The sequence below is a fragment of the Anaerocolumna sp. AGMB13025 genome (genome assembly GCF_029689925.1).
Classification (GTDB): domain Bacteria; phylum Bacillota; class Clostridia; order Lachnospirales; family Lachnospiraceae; genus Anaerocolumna.
Window position 1 is genome coordinate 6,189,407 of sequence record NZ_CP121445.1, and the last position, 21,827, is coordinate 6,211,233.

Annotated in this window: 24 protein-coding genes, 1 pseudogene and 1 riboswitch; of the genes and pseudogenes, 6 read left to right on the plus strand and 19 right to left on the minus strand. The window is 33.2% G+C overall.

What is annotated here, in order from left to right:
• Window position 1 precedes the first annotated feature (1 nt).
• Together QA584_RS25860 and QA584_RS25865 are read right to left on the minus strand one after the other, a co-directional pair.
• Window positions 2-1,273, minus strand: a complete 1,272-nt coding sequence (locus tag QA584_RS25860) for a tocopherol cyclase family protein (protein ID WP_278271981.1) — start codon at window positions 1,271-1,273, stop codon at window positions 2-4.
• The gene (locus QA584_RS25865) at window positions 1,254-2,747 is read right to left on the minus strand and encodes an FAD-dependent oxidoreductase (protein ID WP_331487760.1); all 1,494 of its coding nucleotides are present in this window, start codon (window positions 2,745-2,747) and stop codon (window positions 1,254-1,256) included. The genes QA584_RS25860 and QA584_RS25865 overlap by 20 nt, the downstream gene beginning before the upstream one ends.
• Before the next feature lie 658 nt (window positions 2,748-3,405).
• Here QA584_RS25865 and QA584_RS25870 point away from each other — a divergent pair.
• Complete coding sequence (locus QA584_RS25870; RefSeq protein WP_278271982.1) at window positions 3,406-4,164, plus strand: sulfite exporter TauE/SafE family protein; 759 nt, start codon at window positions 3,406-3,408, stop codon at window positions 4,162-4,164.
• Window positions 4,165-4,314: 150 nt separating this feature from the next.
• On the opposite strand, the gene QA584_RS25875 is transcribed toward QA584_RS25870, so the two are convergent.
• The 6 genes and pseudogenes from QA584_RS25875 to QA584_RS25900 form a co-directional block, all read right to left on the minus strand.
• Window positions 4,315-5,178 (minus strand): YitT family protein, encoded by an 864-nt coding sequence (locus QA584_RS25875; RefSeq protein WP_278271983.1) that lies wholly within the window; start codon window positions 5,176-5,178, stop codon window positions 4,315-4,317.
• A gap of 106 nt (window positions 5,179-5,284) precedes the next feature.
• Window positions 5,285-5,470: pseudogene (locus QA584_RS25880) on the minus strand (manganese catalase family protein); the annotation flags it as partial.
• Between the two features lie 3 nt (window positions 5,471-5,473).
• A complete protein-coding gene (locus tag QA584_RS25885; protein ID WP_278271984.1) occupies window positions 5,474-5,734 on the minus strand; it encodes a spore coat protein CotJB in 261 nt (86 codons plus the stop codon).
• Entirely contained in the window at window positions 5,731-6,057 is a 327-nt protein-coding gene (locus QA584_RS25890; RefSeq protein ID WP_278271985.1) for a spore coat associated protein CotJA, read from the minus strand. The genes QA584_RS25885 and QA584_RS25890 overlap by 4 nt, the downstream gene beginning before the upstream one ends.
• 124 nt (window positions 6,058-6,181) lie before the next feature.
• Window positions 6,182-7,897, minus strand: a complete 1,716-nt coding sequence (locus QA584_RS25895; RefSeq protein ID WP_278271986.1) for a putative bifunctional diguanylate cyclase/phosphodiesterase — start codon at window positions 7,895-7,897, stop codon at window positions 6,182-6,184.
• 77 nt (window positions 7,898-7,974) lie between these two features.
• A riboswitch (cyclic di-GMP riboswitch) is annotated at window positions 7,975-8,056 on the minus strand.
• Window positions 8,057-8,337: 281 nt separating this feature from the next.
• Window positions 8,338-8,481, minus strand: coding sequence for a hypothetical protein (locus tag QA584_RS25900; protein ID WP_278271987.1), 144 nt, complete (start codon window positions 8,479-8,481; stop codon window positions 8,338-8,340).
• Window positions 8,482-8,590: 109 nt separating this feature from the next.
• Between QA584_RS25900 and QA584_RS25905 the strand changes: the two genes are divergently transcribed.
• From QA584_RS25905 to QA584_RS25925, 5 genes are all read left to right on the plus strand, one after another.
• Window positions 8,591-9,541: a helix-turn-helix domain-containing protein gene (locus QA584_RS25905; RefSeq protein ID WP_278271988.1), complete on the plus strand. Its 951-nt coding sequence runs from the start codon at window positions 8,591-8,593 to the stop codon at window positions 9,539-9,541.
• Between the two features lie 180 nt (window positions 9,542-9,721).
• Complete coding sequence (locus tag QA584_RS25910) at window positions 9,722-10,660, plus strand: helix-turn-helix transcriptional regulator (RefSeq protein WP_278271989.1); 939 nt, start codon at window positions 9,722-9,724, stop codon at window positions 10,658-10,660.
• 64 nt (window positions 10,661-10,724) lie between these two features.
• On the plus strand, window positions 10,725-11,672 hold the full coding sequence (locus tag QA584_RS25915) for a helix-turn-helix domain-containing protein (protein ID WP_278271990.1): 948 nt from the start codon (window positions 10,725-10,727) through the stop codon (window positions 11,670-11,672).
• Window positions 11,673-11,849: 177 nt separating this feature from the next.
• Entirely contained in the window at window positions 11,850-12,590 is a 741-nt protein-coding gene (locus QA584_RS25920; protein WP_278271991.1) for a helix-turn-helix transcriptional regulator, read from the plus strand.
• A 42-nt stretch (window positions 12,591-12,632) separates the two neighbouring features.
• Entirely contained in the window at window positions 12,633-12,797 is a 165-nt protein-coding gene (locus QA584_RS25925) for a hypothetical protein (protein ID WP_278271992.1), read from the plus strand.
• A 128-nt stretch (window positions 12,798-12,925) separates the two neighbouring features.
• Here the strand turns inward: QA584_RS25925 and QA584_RS25930 are convergent, their stop codons facing one another.
• The 11 genes from QA584_RS25930 to QA584_RS25980 all read right to left on the minus strand — a co-directional run bounded on the left by QA584_RS25930 (window position 12,926) and on the right by QA584_RS25980 (window position 21,727).
• Window positions 12,926-13,318 (minus strand): DUF3796 domain-containing protein, encoded by a 393-nt coding sequence (locus tag QA584_RS25930; RefSeq protein WP_278271993.1) that lies wholly within the window; start codon window positions 13,316-13,318, stop codon window positions 12,926-12,928.
• Between the two features lie 67 nt (window positions 13,319-13,385).
• Complete coding sequence (locus QA584_RS25935) at window positions 13,386-15,182, minus strand: ABC transporter ATP-binding protein (RefSeq protein ID WP_278271994.1); 1,797 nt, start codon at window positions 15,180-15,182, stop codon at window positions 13,386-13,388.
• Window positions 15,163-16,548 carry a radical SAM/SPASM domain-containing protein gene (locus QA584_RS25940; protein WP_278271995.1) on the minus strand — a complete coding sequence of 462 codons (1,386 nt, stop codon included), beginning with the start codon at window positions 16,546-16,548 and terminating at the stop codon, window positions 15,163-15,165. The genes QA584_RS25935 and QA584_RS25940 overlap by 20 nt, the downstream gene beginning before the upstream one ends.
• Window positions 16,549-16,715: 167 nt before the next feature.
• A complete protein-coding gene (locus QA584_RS25945) occupies window positions 16,716-16,895 on the minus strand; it encodes a hypothetical protein (RefSeq protein WP_278271996.1) in 180 nt (59 codons plus the stop codon).
• Window positions 16,896-16,909: 14 nt separating this feature from the next.
• On the minus strand, window positions 16,910-17,146 hold the full coding sequence (locus QA584_RS25950; protein WP_278271997.1) for a hypothetical protein: 237 nt from the start codon (window positions 17,144-17,146) through the stop codon (window positions 16,910-16,912).
• 859 nt (window positions 17,147-18,005) lie between these two features.
• Window positions 18,006-18,227, minus strand: coding sequence for a hypothetical protein (locus QA584_RS25955; protein ID WP_278271998.1), 222 nt, complete (start codon window positions 18,225-18,227; stop codon window positions 18,006-18,008).
• Between the two features lie 367 nt (window positions 18,228-18,594).
• Window positions 18,595-19,134, minus strand: coding sequence for an RNA 2'-phosphotransferase (locus tag QA584_RS25960; protein ID WP_278271999.1), 540 nt, complete (start codon window positions 19,132-19,134; stop codon window positions 18,595-18,597).
• Between the two features lies 1 nt (window position 19,135).
• Window positions 19,136-19,285, minus strand: a complete 150-nt coding sequence (locus QA584_RS25965; RefSeq protein ID WP_278272000.1) for a hypothetical protein — start codon at window positions 19,283-19,285, stop codon at window positions 19,136-19,138.
• 339 nt (window positions 19,286-19,624) lie between these two features.
• The gene (locus tag QA584_RS25970) at window positions 19,625-19,837 is read right to left on the minus strand and encodes a hypothetical protein (RefSeq protein ID WP_278272001.1); all 213 of its coding nucleotides are present in this window, start codon (window positions 19,835-19,837) and stop codon (window positions 19,625-19,627) included.
• 13 nt (window positions 19,838-19,850) lie between these two features.
• Complete coding sequence (locus QA584_RS25975; RefSeq protein WP_278272002.1) at window positions 19,851-20,153, minus strand: hypothetical protein; 303 nt, start codon at window positions 20,151-20,153, stop codon at window positions 19,851-19,853.
• A 14-nt stretch (window positions 20,154-20,167) separates the two neighbouring features.
• Window positions 20,168-21,727: an EndoU domain-containing protein gene (locus tag QA584_RS25980; protein WP_278272003.1), complete on the minus strand. Its 1,560-nt coding sequence runs from the start codon at window positions 21,725-21,727 to the stop codon at window positions 20,168-20,170.
• Window positions 21,728-21,827 lie beyond the last annotated feature (100 nt).

The following is a 21,827-nucleotide window of genomic DNA, read 5'->3' on the forward strand; positions in this document are numbered from 1 at the left end:
CTTATTCAACATATTCATAGCTTACATAAGGACTTTTTAAATCAAATATAAGCTTTTTTCTGTCATAAAGTACAAATCTACCGACACTCAGATGCTGTTCCTTGATTTTCTTAGTCATACCGCCCATCACCGGAGCAAATAATTCCTGAGAAAATTCCTGTCCCCCACGAAAGGACTCTTCTTTTTTATCACTGCTTGGTTTATTACGGGTAAGTTTATTTTCCTTTATATTATTACCCTTCGGATTATTATCTCCTGGTTGATTATCCTCTGGTTTATAACTCTCTGGTTTATAATCCTCTGATTGATAACTATCTCCTTGATACCTCTCTCCTTGATAACTTTCTCCTTGGTAACTTTCTCCTTGGTAACTTTCTCCTTGATAATTTTCTCCTTGATAATTTTCTCCTTGATAATTTTCTGCTTTATAACCCTCCCCTATATAACCCTCCGCTTTATCTCTGACCGTATTATTATACTCTTGTCTACTGCCCGCTGTATTATTACCCTCTACTTTACTATTTGTTTTATTGCCATCTGGTTTCGTATTCAGATAAATTTTTAGCAGATACCGCCCCTGTTTCAAGCAGATCTCCTTAGGGCTGCTGCTTACAACCTTAACGCCTTTATAAGTTGCCAGCCTGTATTCTTTCCCCTGATAGATTATGGAGCAGATACATCCTTTAAACTTCATGCCATGATAAGGTATGTCTGCGATAGATAAAAATACAGAACAAGACTCTCCCGGAAAGCAATTACACTGAGCCCACAGATAAGACTTCGGAAAGGAATGGCCCAGATCCTTTTCGATATACCCGATTCCGGGATAAAAGGGATATTTCACACCGTTTAGGGCAAATTCTCCATAGATTCGGTGGTACATACTGATAATCTCATGCTTACATTCCATTCCGGGTAAAAATTTGAAAAACCCCATAATCGTATTCCGTATAGGAAGTATCCTCCCATATCGCAGCTTTCCTGTCATACTGATTTCTTCCGTCTTTATATTTATCTTTATGCCCCTTCTGCTGAAACTGTTGTTTCCTAACCGGATGATAAACTTTCTGCGGTCAATAGAAAAATCCGTAATGGAATATGGTATTAGATAAGAATTTTCATTCATGATAATCTGCAGAAAAGCCTGGGAAATCCCCTCCCCGTCCGTATTAAAGCCAGGTATAAAGGCAATTATGCTGTTTTCTGCCTGATGTTTAAAGTACCAGCCTTCGAAAAAGCCATTTTTTTTACTATTATTTATGAAATTGTTCATATTCTATGCTCTCCAAGGCAGGGTTATTAATTAGAACGCCGGTATAATCAAAACGGGAGCCATGACAGGGACAGTCCCAGCTTAACTCATCTGGATTCCATTCCAGTTGGCAGCCTAAATGAGTGCATTTTGTGGATACCATATGAATCTTACCATCCAGTTCCTTATATACACCAACTTTTTCTCCGTCCTCTTCAATAATAGCTCCATGTCCAGGCTGTACTTGTGCAAGGCTTGTATCCGGTACTTTAAGCTTTTTAAGAATCAGGCTTCTGACAGTATGCTTCGCTTCATCCAAAAGACCAGACATAGAAGCTGTTACTTCAAACCTCTGAGGATGAAACACTTCTTCGTACGGATTTTTCAGTCCACTTATCTTATCACTTAAAATCATGGCAGACACCATGGAACTGGTCATACCCCATTTTTTAAAGCCGGTGGCAACGTACAACTCTGGGGTTTTCGCAGAATACAGTCCAATATAGGGAACATGGTCAACACTGTGGCAGTCCTGGGCTGACCAGTTACATACTTCCTTGCTTTCCGGGTAATACGTGCTTGCTGCTTGTCTTAAGGCTTCGTACTTTCCTCCTTCTAAATTTTCTCCTGTTCTGTGGGTACCTCCCCCAATAATAATCATATCCTTATAGTTACGGAAGGAGTACCCCGACTGGCTTTCATCCTTATACATGCCATCCAGTTTGGGAACGTTGCTTATTGCGAGGGCATAGGACCGCTCCTGATGCATTCTTGCAAAATAATAACCAGGACTGTTAATAAATGGATAGTGGGTTGCCACAACAATAGAACCTGCCTTTACCTTACCTCCTTTTGTGATAATTACCTGGTCTTCAATTCCCTCCGCCATGGTATGTTCATATATTTTAAGAGGTTTTATGATTTCTTTTATGAATTCCAGGGGATTAAACTGTGCCTGTCCATGAAATTTCACTGCACCTTTTACAGGAAAGGGTAATTTCGTATCCGTAGTGAATTCTGCCTTGATACCGCATTCTAATGCTGCTTTTACTTCTTTCTCAATCTTATTAACCTCTTCTGTCGTATATACATAAGATGGCATTCCTTCAAAATGGCAGGAAATATTAAATTCCTTAACCAGCTCCTCATACATACCGATTGCAGTCTCATTGGCCATTGCATACATTTGCGCTTTTTCTTTTCCAAAGTCCTGAATCAGGGTATCATAAGTCAGGGCATGCTGGGAAGTAATTTTAGCTGTGGTATTACAGGTCTGTCCACTGGCAGTTTCATTGGCCTCCAGAATAACCGAATCAATTCCTTTCTTCTTTAAAAGACAGGCTGTTAGTATACCGGCCATCCCAGCACCAATAATTGCAACGTCAGTAGTAATATCATGATCTAATGTCTCCTGTTTTGGTAGTTCACATTCCTTTTTCCATATGGATTCCATACTTAAAAACCAGCATAATAATTTTTTATATTCATTATGCATTTTCCTTTCTGTTATATCGTTTTTATTTTTTATATCGTTCTATCCGGTTATATTGTTTCTATCCCGTTACATCGTTTTTATCCTGTTATATTGTTTCTATCCTGCCATATAGTTTCTATCCTGCCATGTCGTTTCTATCCTGCCTTGTCGTTCCTATCCTTCCATGTCGTTTCTATCCTGCCTTGTCGTTTTTATCCTGCCTTGTCGTCTTTATCCTGCCATATCGTTTCTATCCTGCCATGTCGTTTTAATCCTTCGTTTTAATCCTGCCTTGTCATTTTTATCCTGAAGTTTACTGATATGTTTACCATGTAAGCACTATAGCTATTAGAATTACCATTTTTTCTTATTATAATCGGACTTCAATAAACTGCTTTACTTTATTGTAATCCTATTTTGTTTTCCTTTTTCTTTGCTGATTTTCTGTATATTTTTACATAATTCTTGCAATTTTACTAATTAGTTGAAGTAAACCGGTTGACTTACCTTTACAGAATGAGTATACTAAATCAAGTCAGGCACAGTAAAAACTGTACCCTTACGAATCAGTCTCAGATTAGATTTAAGCATCAGTCTTAGATTGGATAAATTGAAAAAATAAACAGTTCTCTTAACATACTGATATTTAATGCGCTGTGGCGCATCGATGGGAGTTTATATGCATATTACGATACATACTTTTTTCATTGTCTGTCCTTTGGTATTCCTCGCCGGGTTTATTGATTCCATTGCCGGAGGAGGTGGCTTAATCTCTCTTCCCGCTTATTTTATCGCAGGTATTCCGCCTCATTACGCCATTGCCACCAATAAACTCTCCTCCTGTATTGGTACTGCAATTTCTACCTTTCGCTATTGTAAAAACAAGCTGGTAGACTGGGGTATTGGAATACCTTCCATTATTCTGGCATTAATCGGTTCAACCGTAGGAGCCAATCTTGCTCTTTTAGTAGATGAGAAAATACTGAAATTCCTTCTGATTATTATTCTGCCTGTGGTAGGTTTTTATGTTTTAAGAAACAAAGATTTTACGGAGAAAACGAAGAAAGAACCCCTGCCTAGAAAAAAAGTTTATCTGATAGCCTGTACCGCTTCCTTTATTATAGGGGCATATGACGGTTTTTATGGTCCGGGAACCGGAACTTTTTTGATTCTTATCTATACCGGTTTCGCCAGAATGGACATTAGGATTGCTTCCGGCAATACCAAGCTGGTTAACTTTTCTAGTAATATCGCAGCTCTGGTAACCTTTTTATTTAACGGCAAAATCGTATTTATACTTGGTATTACTGCTGCCCTCTTTAGTATTGCAGGGCATTACATAGGTTCGGGGCTGGTTTTAAAAAATGGTTTTAAAATCATTCGTCCAATTATATTAATTGTGATTTCCTTGCTATTTGTAAAAGTAATCGCAGGATAGTTACAATGAAATGACAGAATTCAAAGGCTTAATAAATGAAATAGCTTTAGACTCTCTCGCTAAATTATGTTCAATATTATAAAAAAGCTGCAGATATATGAATTAATTTTCTTATTCAAAAGAAAATTACTATATATCTGCAGCTTAATTTTATGCGCGGAATCCTCGTCCCACAATTTCACTGGTATTGGTGATTAGAATAAAAGCCTCCGGTTCGGCCTGTTTAATAAATCTTCTTAACTGTACCGCCTGGCTCCGGTTCATGACTGTTAATATAATCTTTCTCTCTCTGTCAGAAAAGGCACCTTTACCGTCAAGAATAGTCGCACTGCGGTGTAAGTTATTCGTAATATAATTACAGATTGGTTTTGGAGTCTCACATATAATGGTAAAATATTTATTTAAATTCAGACTTTCAATTACGGTATCTACTAACGTTGTCTTTAGCAAAAGACCTAACATTGACAATAATCCGGTCTGAACATCGAAAACCAGGAACGAAAACATGGTAAGTATAAGATCTGAATATAATAAAGAACGTCCGATATCCGTATTGGTATATTTCTTTAACAACACGGCAATTACGTCAGTTCCGCCTGTAGATGCACCGATATTAAACAACGTAGCCGCTCCCACTGCCGGCAGTATAACCGCAAAGGCCAGTTCCAGCATAGGTTCCTGGGTCAATGGTCCCTTCATTGGTACAATGACTTCTAAAAGGCTTAAGGATAACGACATTAAAATACTTCCATAAGCAGTCCGGTTACCAAAGCTTTTGCCTAAGAAGATATAACCCACTACCAAAAGTATAAGATTAATAATTAATACGATAGTTCCGGAACTTATTGCGGGACCTAGTACCTTGCTTAAAAGAATTGCTAAACCAGTAACCCCTCCTATGGAAAAATTATTGGGAAATTTGAAAAAATAAACTCCCATAACAACCAACTCAACACCAAGGGTTATTAACAGGTATTCCCTTACCTTTGTCCATATTGTATTTTGCTTTTCCACTGAATCCTCCTTGTGCCATAACAAATATTTATGTAATGCTATCCCATAGTATGATAGGAAGAAATTGAAAAGTCAAGTACATTTAGTATCATTTTGAAACCGAGATACCTATATCGGTTAATACCCCAATAACTTCCTTGTAAGGCATGGTATATCTTTGAGATAAATAGCGCATGGAGGCTGCTAACTCACCGTCTGGACCGCCAAACTGGGTAATTATAATCATGGCTGCCTTCGCATTGGGATTTTTAATGTTTACCGGATACTGTAATCTTTTTTCATAATTCCACATAAATCAGCACTCTCCTTCCCATGGCCAAGGTTGATTAATCCATGTCCATACATCAGCCTCTGCCACATCATAAGCAGAGATTGGTCCATAGCAGTCTCTATATTCTTTCATTGCTTCTTTCCGGATCATTCTGTAGTTTTGATAATACTCTAACGCTTCCTTGTCACAAGGATGGGTATCCAGAAATAATTTGACATCATCAAGTGCAAAACTTGATTCAGTGATAACGCACATTAATTGATCACGGCTTTTATTCGTCGTCATGGCCTATCACCTCTCATTCCACACATTTTTTTATCGCCATACCAGGGCTTGTATAATTCCTCGAAAATAGTTCCTGCTGCCAAACCTGTGGAAGCATCCCATACCTTTCTCCATTTCTGGAAAGGCACATACGCCATTGCTAATGGTAATTTATCAACACATCTATCAATATCAGCCTCTTTATCACAGCACCTGTCAGCGCCGGCTTCCATAACCGGAGTCACACCGCAGCCACACTGAGGATTTTGATAGGAACCCATATTACCCATATTGCCCATGTTTCTGTTATAACGGGTATTCATTGGACGTCTGTAGTTATCCATTGAGTAAATCTCCTTTAATATTTATACTCTATTTTATGACTTATCTCCTATTCGGTTACTGTAAAAGAAAAAAAGACACATATTCTATCGGTTCCCCGCATAGGTATGTGTCCTTTAAATACTATTATTCATTAAAATAACCAAAAGTATACTGTTCAAACTTTTTAACTGGTATCGGTTTGGAATAGAAATAACCCTGTGCCGTTTCACAACCGGCTTCGTATAGGAACTCTGCCTGTACAAAATTTTCGACCCCTTCCGCAATTACCTCGATATTTAACTTCTTGGCCATTGCTATGGTATATTGGATTACGGTTTTGCCTCTTTCTGTTTCAACGATTTCACTTAAAAATCCCCGATCAATTTTAATAATATCAATCGGCATGTCTCCCAGCATATTTAAAGAAGAATAGCCTGTCCCGAAATCATCCATGGATAGGACAAAGCCTTCTGATTTTAAGGAATGCAATAAGTGGGACAGCTCAGATAGATTATTTAAGAACACGGTTTCCGTAAGTTCCAATTCAATCAGGTTTCTCGCTACCTTATACTTATCTGCCAATGAAATGAGCTTCTGAACAACATTGTCATTATACAGATGGATTCTGGATACATTAATGGAGATTGGTATCGGAGGATACCCTTCGTCAATCCAGCTTCTTAAGGTAGCAAATGCTTTTTCCCAAATATAATAATCCAATTTTACAATAAAACCATTCTTCTCAAATAATGGAATGAACCGCTCCGGTGAAATGATCCCCTTTATGGGATGAACCCATCTGACCAGGGCCTCCGCTCCCACCACCTCCGTAGAGGCAATAGAAACCTTAGGCTGCAAATACATTTCAAACTCCCCGTTTTCCAGAGCAAAATTCATTTCATTCTCAATATCCTTATCTTCGATTCCCCGCTGTCTTAATGTTTCGTCATAATAGGCGACCAATTTTAAGACGTTCCCTTTTATGGTTTTTTTGGCCAGACTTGCGCGGTCGCAAAGGGTTATGATATCCGCTTCCCCATTTGCCTTGCACACTCCAAAAGACAGCATAAGCCCGAAATTCCCGGGATATTGATTAATTTCTTCACCCAACAAATCTGCTACATAGCCAAAATCAGAATCCTTGTCATACTCCATCAGAATCGCAAAATTATCTGCATACATGCGGCAATATAATAAAGATTGACTAATTTTAGTTTTTAATATGTAGCCAATATATTTCAATACTCCGTCCCCTGCTTTCGAACCGTGTAAATCATTCACGATTCGAAATTTATCAATGTCGAAAACGACGATTGCATAATTTTTGTTCCTGTTATTTTTTATTAAGTTACCGGCATCGACGTTAAATTTTGATAGGCTTGGAATATCCGTTAGGACATCCTCATCTGCCCGACTTTTAATCTTTTCAAAAAGTTCCATCTCCGCACTAACATCCTGTGCCGTTCCCAGAATGCGTATTAACTTTCCGTACTCATTAAATATATTCTTTTTGTTACTCCGAATCCAGATATATTGACCCGTTTGATTCTTTCTCCGATAGGTGATGGAATCCGTCATCATGCCTTCTCTGCTGCGTTTCACATAACTTTTAAACTTGTCCAAATCATCCGGATGGATATCTTTTAAGGATATCATCTGTCTTAATATGGCTTGCGTGCGATTTTCGATTCCGGTTTGTTCAATGAAATTATCCGATACGTAAATTTCACGGTTAATAAGGTTCAAATCAAAGATATATACATTGGTCTGCTCTATTATTACTCCATAACGGTCACGTATTTTGCTAAGTGTTTCATTCTCACTCACTTTTAATCGTGAACTACCTTTTCTTTTGTCCATAAAAACCTCACTTTGCGTTAACACAAGCCAAAATACATTTGCTTTGTCATTTTAATTCAATCAAAATACATTGACCATATCGCAACTGGCTGCCATACCTATTGTTTAGGCCCTCTAGTTTTGCGTCTCTGCCTTTCGGCAGGTTTGCTAGTATTTTTAATACTTATGGTAAAAATTTTATAGTTAAAACTCCCCTCAAAGTTTTGATAATAAAATTTTTAGATTCATTTCTTTTTACCTTAAATTAAAAGTTAAGAGCTATGATATGTACTTGCTATTAGATTTTGAATTCTAAGTGAGCAATTTTAGTATGATTCCTTTTTCCGATATCCCCTTTCTCCGTACGGATTAATTTTGGTAACCAGTATCAGTTTAGAAAAATTGTAAATATTTTTCATAACACATTTGAATCTTTATGCAGGATATGTTATAATATGGTATTAAGAAGTCTCAATTCCCCATACGATACTATTCCCTAAAGAATGTATGTCGATGGACTGATTTGACTGGTTAAATGATACAGTTACATTTGAAATTGCTAAGACGATAACAATTAATGCAAGATAATAACGAATTTTAGCCACAAGTTTCCTCAAATTTTTATCCTCTTCTTTCAAATTTGATTAAATTATAACATTATTTTATAAACGAATAAATGGACGCTTGCGTCCACTAAAAGTCAGGTGAATGTCGATGAATTATAAGCATTTTGGAGAGTTTCTACAAGAATTAAGACTGTCAAGAAATATGACCAGAGAACAACTGGCTCAGGATATCTGCACCCCGAAACAGATCTATCGAATTGAGAAAGGGGTTTATGAACCCTCTTTATATCTAATAAATCAATTATCTATTAAGTTTAATTTGGATTTGAACGATTATTTCAAAATGTATTTTACCAATATTACTATCGCTGGCTTAGAAGGTATTAACAATATTAATGCAGCTATAGAAAACAATGATATGTCCTTATTAAGATTAATAATTAATAAATATGAAGACCTGGAAGACTTTAAGAAAGGTGAAAACCTTCAACATATTTACTTTGGTAAAGCACTCTGCTGTGCTTTATTAGATAATGATTATAAAACCTCTCTTGAATACTGTTATAAAGGTATTCAGGTGGAATGTCCCGCTTTTTATTTAGATAAGATTTCTAATAACATGTATTCCAATGTGGGCATATCGCTGCTCAACTGTATGGCTCAAAATTTTTTTGCAATGGAACAGTATAATAAGGGTATGCAAGTTCTTACTCAGCTTCTGACAATATTGGAAGTTTATGCTATTAATTCCCCTTATCCGCTGTTTAAATCTTCACAATATTCGAGGAAAACATATCAGGCTATATTATATAATCTAGGGGCTCGTTTGTTTGAACATGGTGAAATAAAAAAAGCATTAAAATATGTGGAAAAGGGTATTGAGTTTTCTTTAAAAGAATATAATTTACGGCATCTTCCCAACCTGATATTTATGAAATTTAAACTTCTTTATTCTGAAAAAAAATATGAGGAAGCCATGGAATACTATAACCGTGCTATATATCTCTATAAAATAACTAATAAGGATGATATCTTAAAAGATTTAGAAAATACTGCACATATAGATTATCCCGAAATATTTAAGAAGAAGTATACATAAATATTATTTTTCTTACCTTATACATAGGGAATCAAGTTCCTTTTATTTTAGTTATTATATCAATATTCTCTTCTATAATAAATGGACACTTATGTCCATTTATTTTTTACATAAAATGGTTATAATAATTATTAGAAACTATCATTATAAACTTAGAAAGTTTTATAAATGGTGATTATTATGAAATATGAACATTTTGGTAATTTGCTTGAAGAATTAAGATTGAAGTATAATATGTCAAGAGAAGAGCTTGCTCATAACATATGTACCCCAAAACAGATCTACCGAATTGAAAAAGGGGAATCCGAACCCTCCATCTACTTATTACATCAACTTTCACTTAAATTTAGATTGGATTTAAATGAATATTACAAAATGTATTTTACCAACCATACACTAGAAGGATTAGAAGGAATTAAATCCATTAATCATGCTATAATAGTTCGTGATAATCACTTATTGAAATCTTTAATTGATAATTATGAACCAATGGAAGCCTTTAAAACCGGAGAAAATCTACAACACATATACTATGGCAAAGCTCTTTGCTCCGCCTTATTAGATGAAGATTATAAGAAGTCCTTAGATTACTGCTATCAAGGCTTACGAGTAGAATGCCCCGAATTTAACATAACCAGCATTTCTAAATATATGTTTTCCAATGTTGGACTAGCTCTATTAAATTGCACAAGCCAGAATTTTTTTGCTATGGATAATTACGATGCAGGGATGCTTGTATTAAATGGTCTTCTTATGGTCTTAGAGTCCTATGTAATAAATTCCCCTTACCCCTTATTTCGTGATACCCAATTTTTCAAGAAATTCTATCAGGCAATATTATATAATATGGGTGTCCACTTATTTGAACAGGGAGAATATAAAAAATCCTTAATATTTATAGAAAGAGGCATCAAATTTTCCTTACAAGAATCGAATTTTCGGCATCTTTCCGAGTTACTCTTTTTTAAATTTAAGCTACTTTATCATAAGCAAAACTATGCAGAAGCCAGGGAATATTATAATCAAGTTATTTCACTTTGTAAAATTACTAATAAAGAATCTATTTTGAACGAATTAGATAGCTCAGCAAAGATAGATTACCCTGAGATATTTAAATAAATTAGTTTTGCAGATTGGTAATATTAAACTTTTATTTATATACATATAATTACAGGTGATAAATATGAGATATGAGCATTTTGGTAATTTACTACAAGAATTAAGATTGAAATATAATATGTCCAGAGAAACGCTGGCAGAAAATATTTGCACCGCAAAACAAATATACCGCATTGAAAAAGGTGAGTCTGAACCCTCCATTTCCTTACTGCATCAGTTATCCTTTAAATTTAATCTGGATTTAAGTGAATATTATAAAATGTATTTTACCACTAACACCATTACAGGATTTGAAGGGGTTAAATCTATTAACGCTGCATTGGAAGCCCGTGATATGCCTTTATTAAAATCTATGATTGAAACCTATGAAATATTAGAAGATTTTAAAAAGGGTGAAAACCTCCAGCATATCTATTATTGCAAAGCTCTTTGCACTGCTTTATTAGATACTGATTATACGTTATCACTAGAATACTGCTATGAAGGAATCAAAATTGAATGTCCCGGATTTAGCATTGATAAAATCACGGAAAATATGTATTCAAATGTTGGTATCACACTTATTAGTTGTATAAGTAATAATTATTTTGCCTTAGATCAGTTTGATATTGGCTTGAAAGTTCTTGCTGGACTTCTTTCCGTATTAGAGACTTATGCAATAAATTCTATTTATCCACTTTTTAATTCCTTACAATTTACCCAGAAGATATATCAGGGATTATTATATAATATGGGATTCTATTTATATGAACATGGTGAATATAAAGACGCTATAATTAATGTGGAAAAAGGCATTACCTTTTCCCTAAAAGAAAATAATTTCCGGTATCTTCCCGGCTTACTCTTTATGAAATTCAAATTACTCTATCATGATGAAAAGTATGACGAAGCTTTGGAATACTATAAGCAGGCTCTCTCACTATATAAAATAACGAATAATGAATCTGTTTTAAATGAATTAGACAGTACTGCTAAAAATGATTTTCCCGAAATATTTAAAAGAATGAATTAGCTTACCTTTTTCCAGCTTTCTAAATCGTTATAATGAAAAATAGCGTATCCACCCTAGGTCATTTTTCATTAACTACTTTATAATCTTAAACTAGACCTTATGACCATTTATCAATACATAATATAGTTATCATTTTAGTAACCCCCAATTACATATAAAGGATTTTAGGTGATTACAATGAAATATGAGCATTTTGGTAATTTACTACAGGAATTAAGATTGAACTATAATATGTCCAGAGAAACGCTGGCGGAAAATATTTGTACCCCAAAACAAATATATCGTATCGAGAAGGGAGAATCTGAACCTTCCATCTACTTATTACATCAGCTCTCATATAAATTTAATCTGGATTTAAATGAATATTACAAAATGTATTTTACCACTAACACCCTTGTAGGGTTAGAAGGGGTTAATGCTATTAATGCCGCATTAGAAGCTGGTAATATACCTTTATTACGGTCTATCATTGTGAAATACGAAAATTTAGAAGATTTTAAAAAGGGTGAAAATCTACAACACATATATTATTGTAAGGCTCTTTGCTCCGCTTTGTCAGATACTGATTACAATACATCCTTAGAATATTGTTATGAAGGAATCAAAATTGAATGTCCTGGATTTAACATTAATAAAATTACCGAAAACATGTATTCAAATGTTGGTTTTGCATTAATCAATTGTATGAGTCAAAATTATTTTGTTTTAGAACAGGCTGATAATGGCATGAAGGTACTTACCCAGATTCTTACAGTATTGGAGTCTTATGCAATCGATTCAATTTATCCTCTTTTCCACCACTCTCAATTTTCACTGAAAATGTATCAGGTATTATTATATAATATCGGGGTTCAGTTATTTGAGTATGGCGAATATAAACAAGCTTTAGATTATGTGAAAAAAGGTATTGCATTTTAATTAAAAGAACAAAATATCCGTCATCTTCCTGATTTAGTTTTTATGAAGTTCAAATTACTCTATCATGATGAAAAATATGATGAAGCCTTGGAATACTATAAACAGACGCTCTCTTTTTTTAAAATAACGAATAATGAATCTGCTTTAAATGAATTAGAAGACTGTGTTAAAAATGATTTTCCTGAATTATTGATTAGAATGAATTAGACTAACCTATTCAGGCTACATAGATAGGTATAGATAATTCCAAAAGATTCGAGACCGGTCATAAACACAAGAGCAAGGTTGTTTATTTACTCTTGTGTCTAAACCTTATAATAATGAATACCGGTATATTATTCCTGTTTCATAAAACGATATAGCAAGTACTGATTAACAAGTATGACTAAACCCCAAATTACAGATATCGCACCAATTAAAAATGTATATGCTGATTTTACATTACTAATATTAAAAGAAATAATCATGCAGAAAATAATTGCCATCAGTGCAAATCTTGTACTGAATATTCTTGCCTTATTTTCATTAACTATAAACTTCTCATTTTTCCGATCATACGGTATTTTATTCTCAAAGAAAAATCCGAAGAAACCGATAAAGGCAATAAAACAAATCATAAATGGCTCTTTCGTATAGTAATATGCTATTGGTCCGATTAAACCCAGTAAACCACAAAAACCTAGTATAGTATTTACTTTCTTCTTTCGCACATCTGTACTTTTAATCATTATAAGTCCCCCTTTTTTAAATTTATTGATTAATAATTTTCATATTATTAATTTCCAACCTTGAATGTTATTGATATAAATCAGCTTGTTTATCATATAAATCTGAATAAACTCCTTTTAATTTTATTAAATCTTCATGTGTACCTGATTCAACAATAGTTCCATTATAAAAAGTCAATATTATATCTGAAAATCGAGTAACTGCCATTCTATGGGATATAAATATAAATAATTTATTATTATAAAACCTGTTAAACTGAGAATATATTTCATATTCTGTTTTTGCGTCCAGTGCTGATGTTGGCTCATCCAATATCACTATCCTGGAATCTCTGTATAAGGTGCGCGCTATTGCTATTTTTTGTGCTTCACCACCTGATGGTTCAAACCCCGTTGAGCTAAATTCATTATAAATATAAGTATTTATTCCATCAGGCAATACACTTATTTTTTTATCCAATTTACATTCCGTGAGAATACTATATAATTTATCCATATCAACCGGTTCACTATTTAAAATAATATTGTCCATAAAAGGCATTGAATACAATTTATAATCTTGAAATACTGCGGATATCATGGATAAATAAAAATCATAATCTATGTCATTAATATTTATACCATTCAATAAAATAATACCATCTGTTGGCGTATAAATACGCAAAAGCAATTTAATAAATGTCGATTTACCAGAACCATTTTCACCAACAATTGCAACTTTATCTGTACTTTTGAACGAGATAGAGACATTTTTTAAGGCGAACTCATTCTGTTGTGTATAACGATATGAAACATTTCTAAATTCGAACATAAATCCATTATTTATATCGGGTTTTAATTTACCTTCGTTATTAGTAGCTTCTGTTAGATTTATAAACTCTTCAAACGAATTGTAATAAATTGTATATTGCTGCAAATCAACAAGACTTTTGAGAATTGAGCGAACAATGGATATAAACTGAGTGATTGCATTTAAATACATTGAAAAATCACCCACTGTTATGTTTTTATATATAACATAAAATAAAATGTATGCATACATTATGCCTTGCTGTATAACATTAATTATAACACTTGTGGAAGAATATGTAATATTATTTTTAGCTACTTCTTTATATATTCCCTGCATTTCTTCAAGAACAGTATCATATTTATTTAACAACCATTTTGATAAATTAAAAGTTCTTATTTCTTTACCATATCTGAAATCAGAAGAAATATTTGTAAAATACGAACTTCTCCTTTCATAAATTGACTTTTTTAAAGCCAAATCTATATTCTTTTTTTTATAATATGAATCACAAAAAATATTAAAAACAATTGTAACCAACAATACAAGAATAAAATATAATTTTAAATGTCCAATAATTCCTATAATGCTTATTAAAATTATAAAGCTCCCTAAAATTTTAATACTTTCTTCTAATAATTGTGCAAAACCGTTACCATCACTATAAAGATACTTATATGCTTTATTTCTAATTTCTAAAAAATCATTACTCTCTAACTTATTATACTCTACTTTCATCATTAACTCATTTAAGTAAATTTGAAATTTTTTAAATATTAACATACGCCTAACCATGCATTTATTCGTTATAATATTAATTATAATCATGGTTATAAAGGTTATTATAATCTGGAAAACAATAAATTTAATTGAATTAATATAATTTTTCTGTATGAATATCGCATTAATGATATATTTAGGTAATATTATTCCTATAATGGTTGTAAAACTTGTTAATATTTGCCCTAAAAATAAATAAATTATGTATTTCTTATCACACTTCCAGCAATATTCAAAAAAATACTTGATTCCATCAAAAGCTAGTAATATTTTCTTATTCTCTTGCTTTATCATACTCTTCATTTTCCTTTTTGGCGATATCCGTAAATTTAGCCAGCCTTAAAATCACATTTTCAGCCATTTTTCTTGACATATCACAATTTTTATCATCCATAGTGAATATATCTCCTGTATTTAAAAAATTTAAACCAAGGCATCCACTACAAAGGGTTTTTATTGAGCAATTAATGCACTTTTCATTACTTGCCTTAAGATTAAAATTATGGATTTTATTTAAGTTATTTTCATACAATTGAGATGAAAATATATTATCATCATAAATATTTCCTAAACATATATCATCAAAATCTGTAAACATAAAACACGGATATATATCGCCATTTACACTAACTGATAAAGTTCCGCTTCCTGCATCACATATAGATTCACTTCCAGGATATTTGTTTACCAAGGAGGCTATAATACGTTGAACAAGCGAATAAATATGCTTTATATCCCCTTTATCAGAGGCAGTATCAAAAATATCATTAACTGATTGAGTAAATTGTGATAGATCTGTCAGGGCATATTCACAATCAATGTTTCCACCGGCCGGAACAAGATGAATATAAGTTTCTGGCAGTTCTGTATTTAAATGTTTCAGAACATCCATTATAGTAATATTATTATCAATATGAAATTGAGTATAAGTTACTTCAATCGTATTAGGTTGCCCTGTAATATTTTTCAATCGCTTTGCATTTTCCAGTATTTTGCTAGAAGTTCCATTACCATATGCATCTATTCTAAGTAAATCATTGACTAGCGGATGTCCATCGTAACTGATAGTGACTGATATATTATAGTTTTTTACTAACTCAATAAATCTGTCACTAATAAGTGTCCCATTCGTAACGATTCCAATATGTGTACTATGACCTTTTTCCAAATCCCTAATTTTAACATATTGACAGATATATTCGATAATATCAATATTCATTAAAGGTTCTCCGCCAAAAAGCTGTATACTCCTGATAATATTAAATTTACCATAGAATTTAATAAAAATATCGTCAATCATTTTTTTTGACATTATAGCCTCATCAGAATGATAATGTCCACCATTCGCATAACAATATTTACATCTTAAATTACAGCAATTTGTTAAATTTATTACTAATCGATTAAGGACCTCTCCATCTGGCACCTCAAAATGCTCTTGGCACCATGTTACTGGGGTACAATATTCCTCTATTTTTCTTCGATATTCATCATATTGAAGATTATCCAATTTGAATTTGTTCATAATTAAATCGCTATTTTCATTTGTAGAAATCGCTTTAATTAATTCATATCCACCATCATTTATTACAAAAAATCTTTTACTATCAGGAAAGAATGCTACACTTATTTCTTCATCTTTAATAAATTGTATATTCATATGATACTCTCCTCTACTGCAATTAATATAAACATTCTTTAAAGTGTTTTTACCTAACCTTCTTATACCATTCAACATTCAAACAATATTAAGCAAACCACACAAATAATGTAGTATGGTTTGCTTAATATATATTTTAATAAGCTTGCATTGTTAGACTATTACGTCTACTTACCGCATCCCATTCCACAATCAACACCTGTACCTACACAAAAAATGCCGCAATTAGCACCAACTGTACAGAATACACCGCATAAATATCCACCATTTGTTTGATATTCAGTAGAATTAGCATTTCCGGGATTAGAAGGAAGTTTAACTTCTTCTATTTTAATACTAGAAATCATACTTTACCTCCTTGTTAACAAAAAGCACCACAGGCTGCTCCACCACACATAATACCGCAACCAGCTCCTGCTCCACCACCAGCACAGACAGCGCCAGCGGAACCGCCTCCACATGCAAGTCCAAGACTTCCGCCTCCACAACCAGCTCCTGCGCATATAGCACCACATCCTAACCCTGCACCTACTTGTGGGGTATATTCATTTGAATCTGATGGTAATTTTACTTCTACTATTTTTATACTATCTACCATTTTGTTATCCCCTTTCTCTTATGGACGAATTTTATTATTCGCCATTAATGAATGATGTATTAGAATACCAGATACCATTTACTACTTATAAATTGATATCTTTTTGAATAAAACGTTTTATCCACTTCGATCGTATTTATATACTACCATTTTACTTATTGGAAATAAATGGACTCTTATGTCCAAGTATTGTGCTGGTCATTATAGTACTTTATTTGTAACTTAATATTTTTATTTTTTCATTCTGCATCTAAATTTTTCACAATTACAATTTAGTAAAATATGTAGATTATGTTGTTGATTCGATTTATAATATATAAAGATACAATGATTATTAGAAAGATGTATTTCAAATAAAAACGCCTTTAGAATTAGCATTCTTAAAGGCGTTTGTTATTTGATGACTATATATTTGACGTTATTACTTCTGAAAAAACAATATCAATTTTACATTTTTCATAGCCTGTTACGCAGAACAAACTAAAGCAATAATGTGTATCCAATATATTATATTTATCCCAGTATAAAATTTTATTTATATTTACCTCATCTAGTCGGATTGTTCCTTTTATTTCTACTCCTATCACATTCTTAAATTGGACAATTATATTCGCTGTTTCTACATCTTCATACCTGCGAGGTCTTTTATCATCATAGCATAAGATCTCATGAATTGTAATTTTACAATAATGTTCCTGATTATTGAGTTCAAAATTTGTTAAACGTCCATCACAAAAATTATAACCGTTAAATACTGATAAATCACAGTATCTTTGTTTGCTAGCCTTTTCTTGTTTGTCAGCTAAAAAACGTATAGTATTAACATACTGTAATAACTCTTGTAATTGACTGTCATCAATTAAAAATATATCTTTTCCTCAATTAATGAACAATGTGAACTTAATTTTTGTACTCTTTCTTCTATATATTTATCGAGATGTTTATTTCTATAATCAAAATCTGAATCCTCATCAAAATAATGTTTATTAGGAAAATTCTCAAATTTTTCAGCAAATATTTTATCCAGTACCAGTAATTGTATACATAAATCATTTAAATACTTTAATTCTAAATTAATCATAAAATACCCTTCTAACGGTCAAATTAGAAATATACAGGAACAGCAAAAAATATATGACTGCTACTGCTTCCATGCTATTGGTCCGATTAAACCCAGTAAACCGCAAAATCCTAGTATACTACTAATTTTTCTCTTTCTTACTTTTGGATTTTTAGTCAACAATTAATCCATCCCTAGAAATTTATTAATGGCTTTCACTTCTTTGCACATGGATCCAGCATGTCATTTCTATGATTATTATACAGTTCGCCCTATGTCGCAAAATATTGCCCTTGTGTGCCCTTTAAAACCGATAGTGAAATAAACATTATGCCATTAAGGCAATAAAGAACCTCATTGGGCAAACTTTAAGTATTGAAATATGTTATTATTTTTCTAAAATATACTTACTAGGTACCATATCTGCCAGCCATACTTTCTCATTACCATAGTAAAATTTTATGCCATCCTTCCAAGCGCTTAAAGAATCAATTACTAATATTCGTGGATTATTATCATGTCTTTTTCCTACGTTCTCTGCGGTTTCAATATCCTGTGACAAGTGAACATACTGTCTGCTCCGTGGTAACAGCCCCTTTTCTGCAATTGAATCCATAAATCTTCTTGCTGTTCCATGGTATAAATAATTGGGCGGCATTTTTTCTTCTTTCAAAATCTTCATTGGTATAGAATGTCCATAAAATGCTCGGATTTTCCCATCGCTAATTTCATGCCGTTTCTTTTCTGATTTTTGAACTATTTCAATTAGATCATCTTCAATAACATTTTCCCATTTAGGATTTTGATGCAAAGCAGATAATAATTGCTTTATTAGAACTCTCCCCTCTTCGTCCATCTCAAGTTCATATTCCCAAGGAGCATGTCGCAAAGCATATGAAATTTCTTTACTTAGTTCTGTATAATTCATTTTATCCCTCTTCTTTCACATCATAATCTTTATATCTTTTTCCACTCCTTTTCCCCTCTATTTCAAGAAGATAAAAGGGAGCATCCTCTTTTAGATGCCATTCAACATCCCTAATTTGACCTATTGATGATTTTTCAATTATTTCTACCATTTCTCCTAATTTATATTTGGGCTCATTTACTATTTTATAAAGCTTAGGATTATCTCAGCCCACAATGCGGGCAGAGAAGATTTTTTATAGGGTTGGATTTCTGGCATTGGAGTCGTAACTTGGGTCGCACTTGCATAGAATGCCCATTTATGTGAAAGAGTTACTGGGTTATGAACGACTCCGTATAAACTTTATATTTTCTATACAATCTTTTCAACGCCTTCTAGTATCGGATACTGAATAGCCTTTACAATTTGAAATGAGCTTCAAAATTTATTCATTAACTAAAACTAATGGACTTATATCTAATAATGACACAAATCCATTAAAATTAGTAATCTATTTAATCCGATCTAAATTTCCGAAAAGTACTTCTAGAGCCTGTTTTTCATTGTAAGTAAGGTTATTAAAATATGTTTCTGTTAATACTTTATTTTCTTTAAAAATACTTATTAATTCCACTTTATAAATATTGGATTTTTCAGGATAAAGCTGAGAACGTCCAAGTTTCTTGCGCACTTCTGTACGAAATTCATAGAAGTCATTAAACATATTATAAACTCCTCTATTCTGAATATTCCTTAGCTAAACTAATTATTGAATCTAAATTTAGATTTGGAAATTTATTCTTAAGATTTTCAAGTTCCATTATGTATCTATCACTTTTTAGGTTATATGCAACATCTTCAAACACAGCAGATAAAAAATCAATTTCCTTTTCATTACATCCACATAAATAATTAGTTGTATTTTCTGAATCAACACTAAGTAACTGTGTTAATTCATCCCAAATATCACTAATTGATGGATCGTTTATATCCAACAGCATACCTTCACAAATTAAATCTGTTACTTTTTCATTTAGCATAAATTCTTTCCTTTCTATGGTTGAATCGCATTAGGGAATATGGTTGCAGGCTTATCATTAGTGTATATTACTCCAACTTCAACACCATCGTATATTCCATATATCGGAACACCGTTAGTAATGGTTTCCCCCTTATGTAACTCAACTACGTATTCCCCTGCTTTATTAATTTTTGTCGTATCCCAAGTTTCTGGAAACCATGACTGACCTGTTCCAATTCTTTTTAGAGGATTTTTGTGATCTGGAATATTTCCAATTCTAACACCGTTATCATAAGTTTTTTCAATATTATATGGAATTCCATTTTCCTCCAGGAAGTCAATATTAGCTTGACCATGCCCTCCACCTTTTACTTTTGATACTGCACCTGTTTTAGGATTGTATGTAAAATCTCCTATTGTTGAATGTTTTATTGTATCTTGGCTTATACTACTTACAGTTTTACCCGTCCCCTTAGGAACATTACTTGGCTTCTTAACACTTCTCGCAATGCTTCCCGAACCCCGGATACTAACCCCGGCAGTTACCAGCATTCCTATGGACATCGTTACTGCCTGAGCCAGCCTTTCACTGGAATTCATGTAATCGATTTGTTCAACCGTCATACCTTCTTGAACCAATCTATATTGTAGTTCTGCTAATCCCATAACATATATATCTACAAAACCAAATTCACGATACTGCTTTTGGGTCAACGTCCCCTTATTTACTCTTAATGCAACGGTTAAGTCATAAGCCTTGTCAAAAGTCATTCCAATAGACTCCATTTCAGCTATAAATATAACTTCTGCCTCGCTTACGCTTCTATTGTCCTGCATTTCAAGTTGTCGAAAGCCTGCAACTGTATTGCCTAACCCATCAGCCACAGAATCATTTGAATGTACTTTTTTGCTCTTATCCTTTAACTCTACCTTACCATTTCCTTTCCAATTATTCAAGTTAGAAAAGCTCATAGGACCATTTTTAAATAAATCAAATTCCATCCCATGAAACAAACTGGCAACACCTACCCCTGTAGCTGCTACTCCGGCTATATTAATATGAGTTTCTATCCTACCAATTGCTTCCTTACCTTTTCGTTTTCCAGCTTCGGTCTCATACCAATGCTTTATAGAATCATTCAGAGATTCGTGGATGGCAGCCATACCTCCTAACAAATCTGCAATGGTTGATAATGGCGGAGACCCATTTTTGATGTCTACCAATAACTCAATTAATTTTGCCTTCCAGTCCTCTAACCCCAGGGACTTGTGGTGCTCTAGCTCCCCTCTCCTGCCTGTAATGGCATCTGCTACTTCCTGATCCATTTGTTCCGCAACTTCAAGGAGTTTCATAATCTGTTCTGCAAACTGATAGAATGCTTGGGATTTTTGTTTCAAAGCAGTAATTTTATCCCTTACCGAATCACTTGCACTTAATAAGTATCCAGAGGACGGTCCGGTAACAGTTCCAATCCCGCTTATCATTTTTCTTTCCAAGTCAGCGGCATATTCATCAGCCCGTTTTCCCAGAAACTTGGAATGATTTGCAACCGCCTCTAACCTATCATAATATAAGATAAAATCTGACATCATAATCCTCGCTTCCAGCCTTTTTTTCAGTTTATTCCTTTAACGACTTTCCTGTTTTTTTGCCGCATACTCAGTTGTTAATAATTTGTTATGTGATTTTATA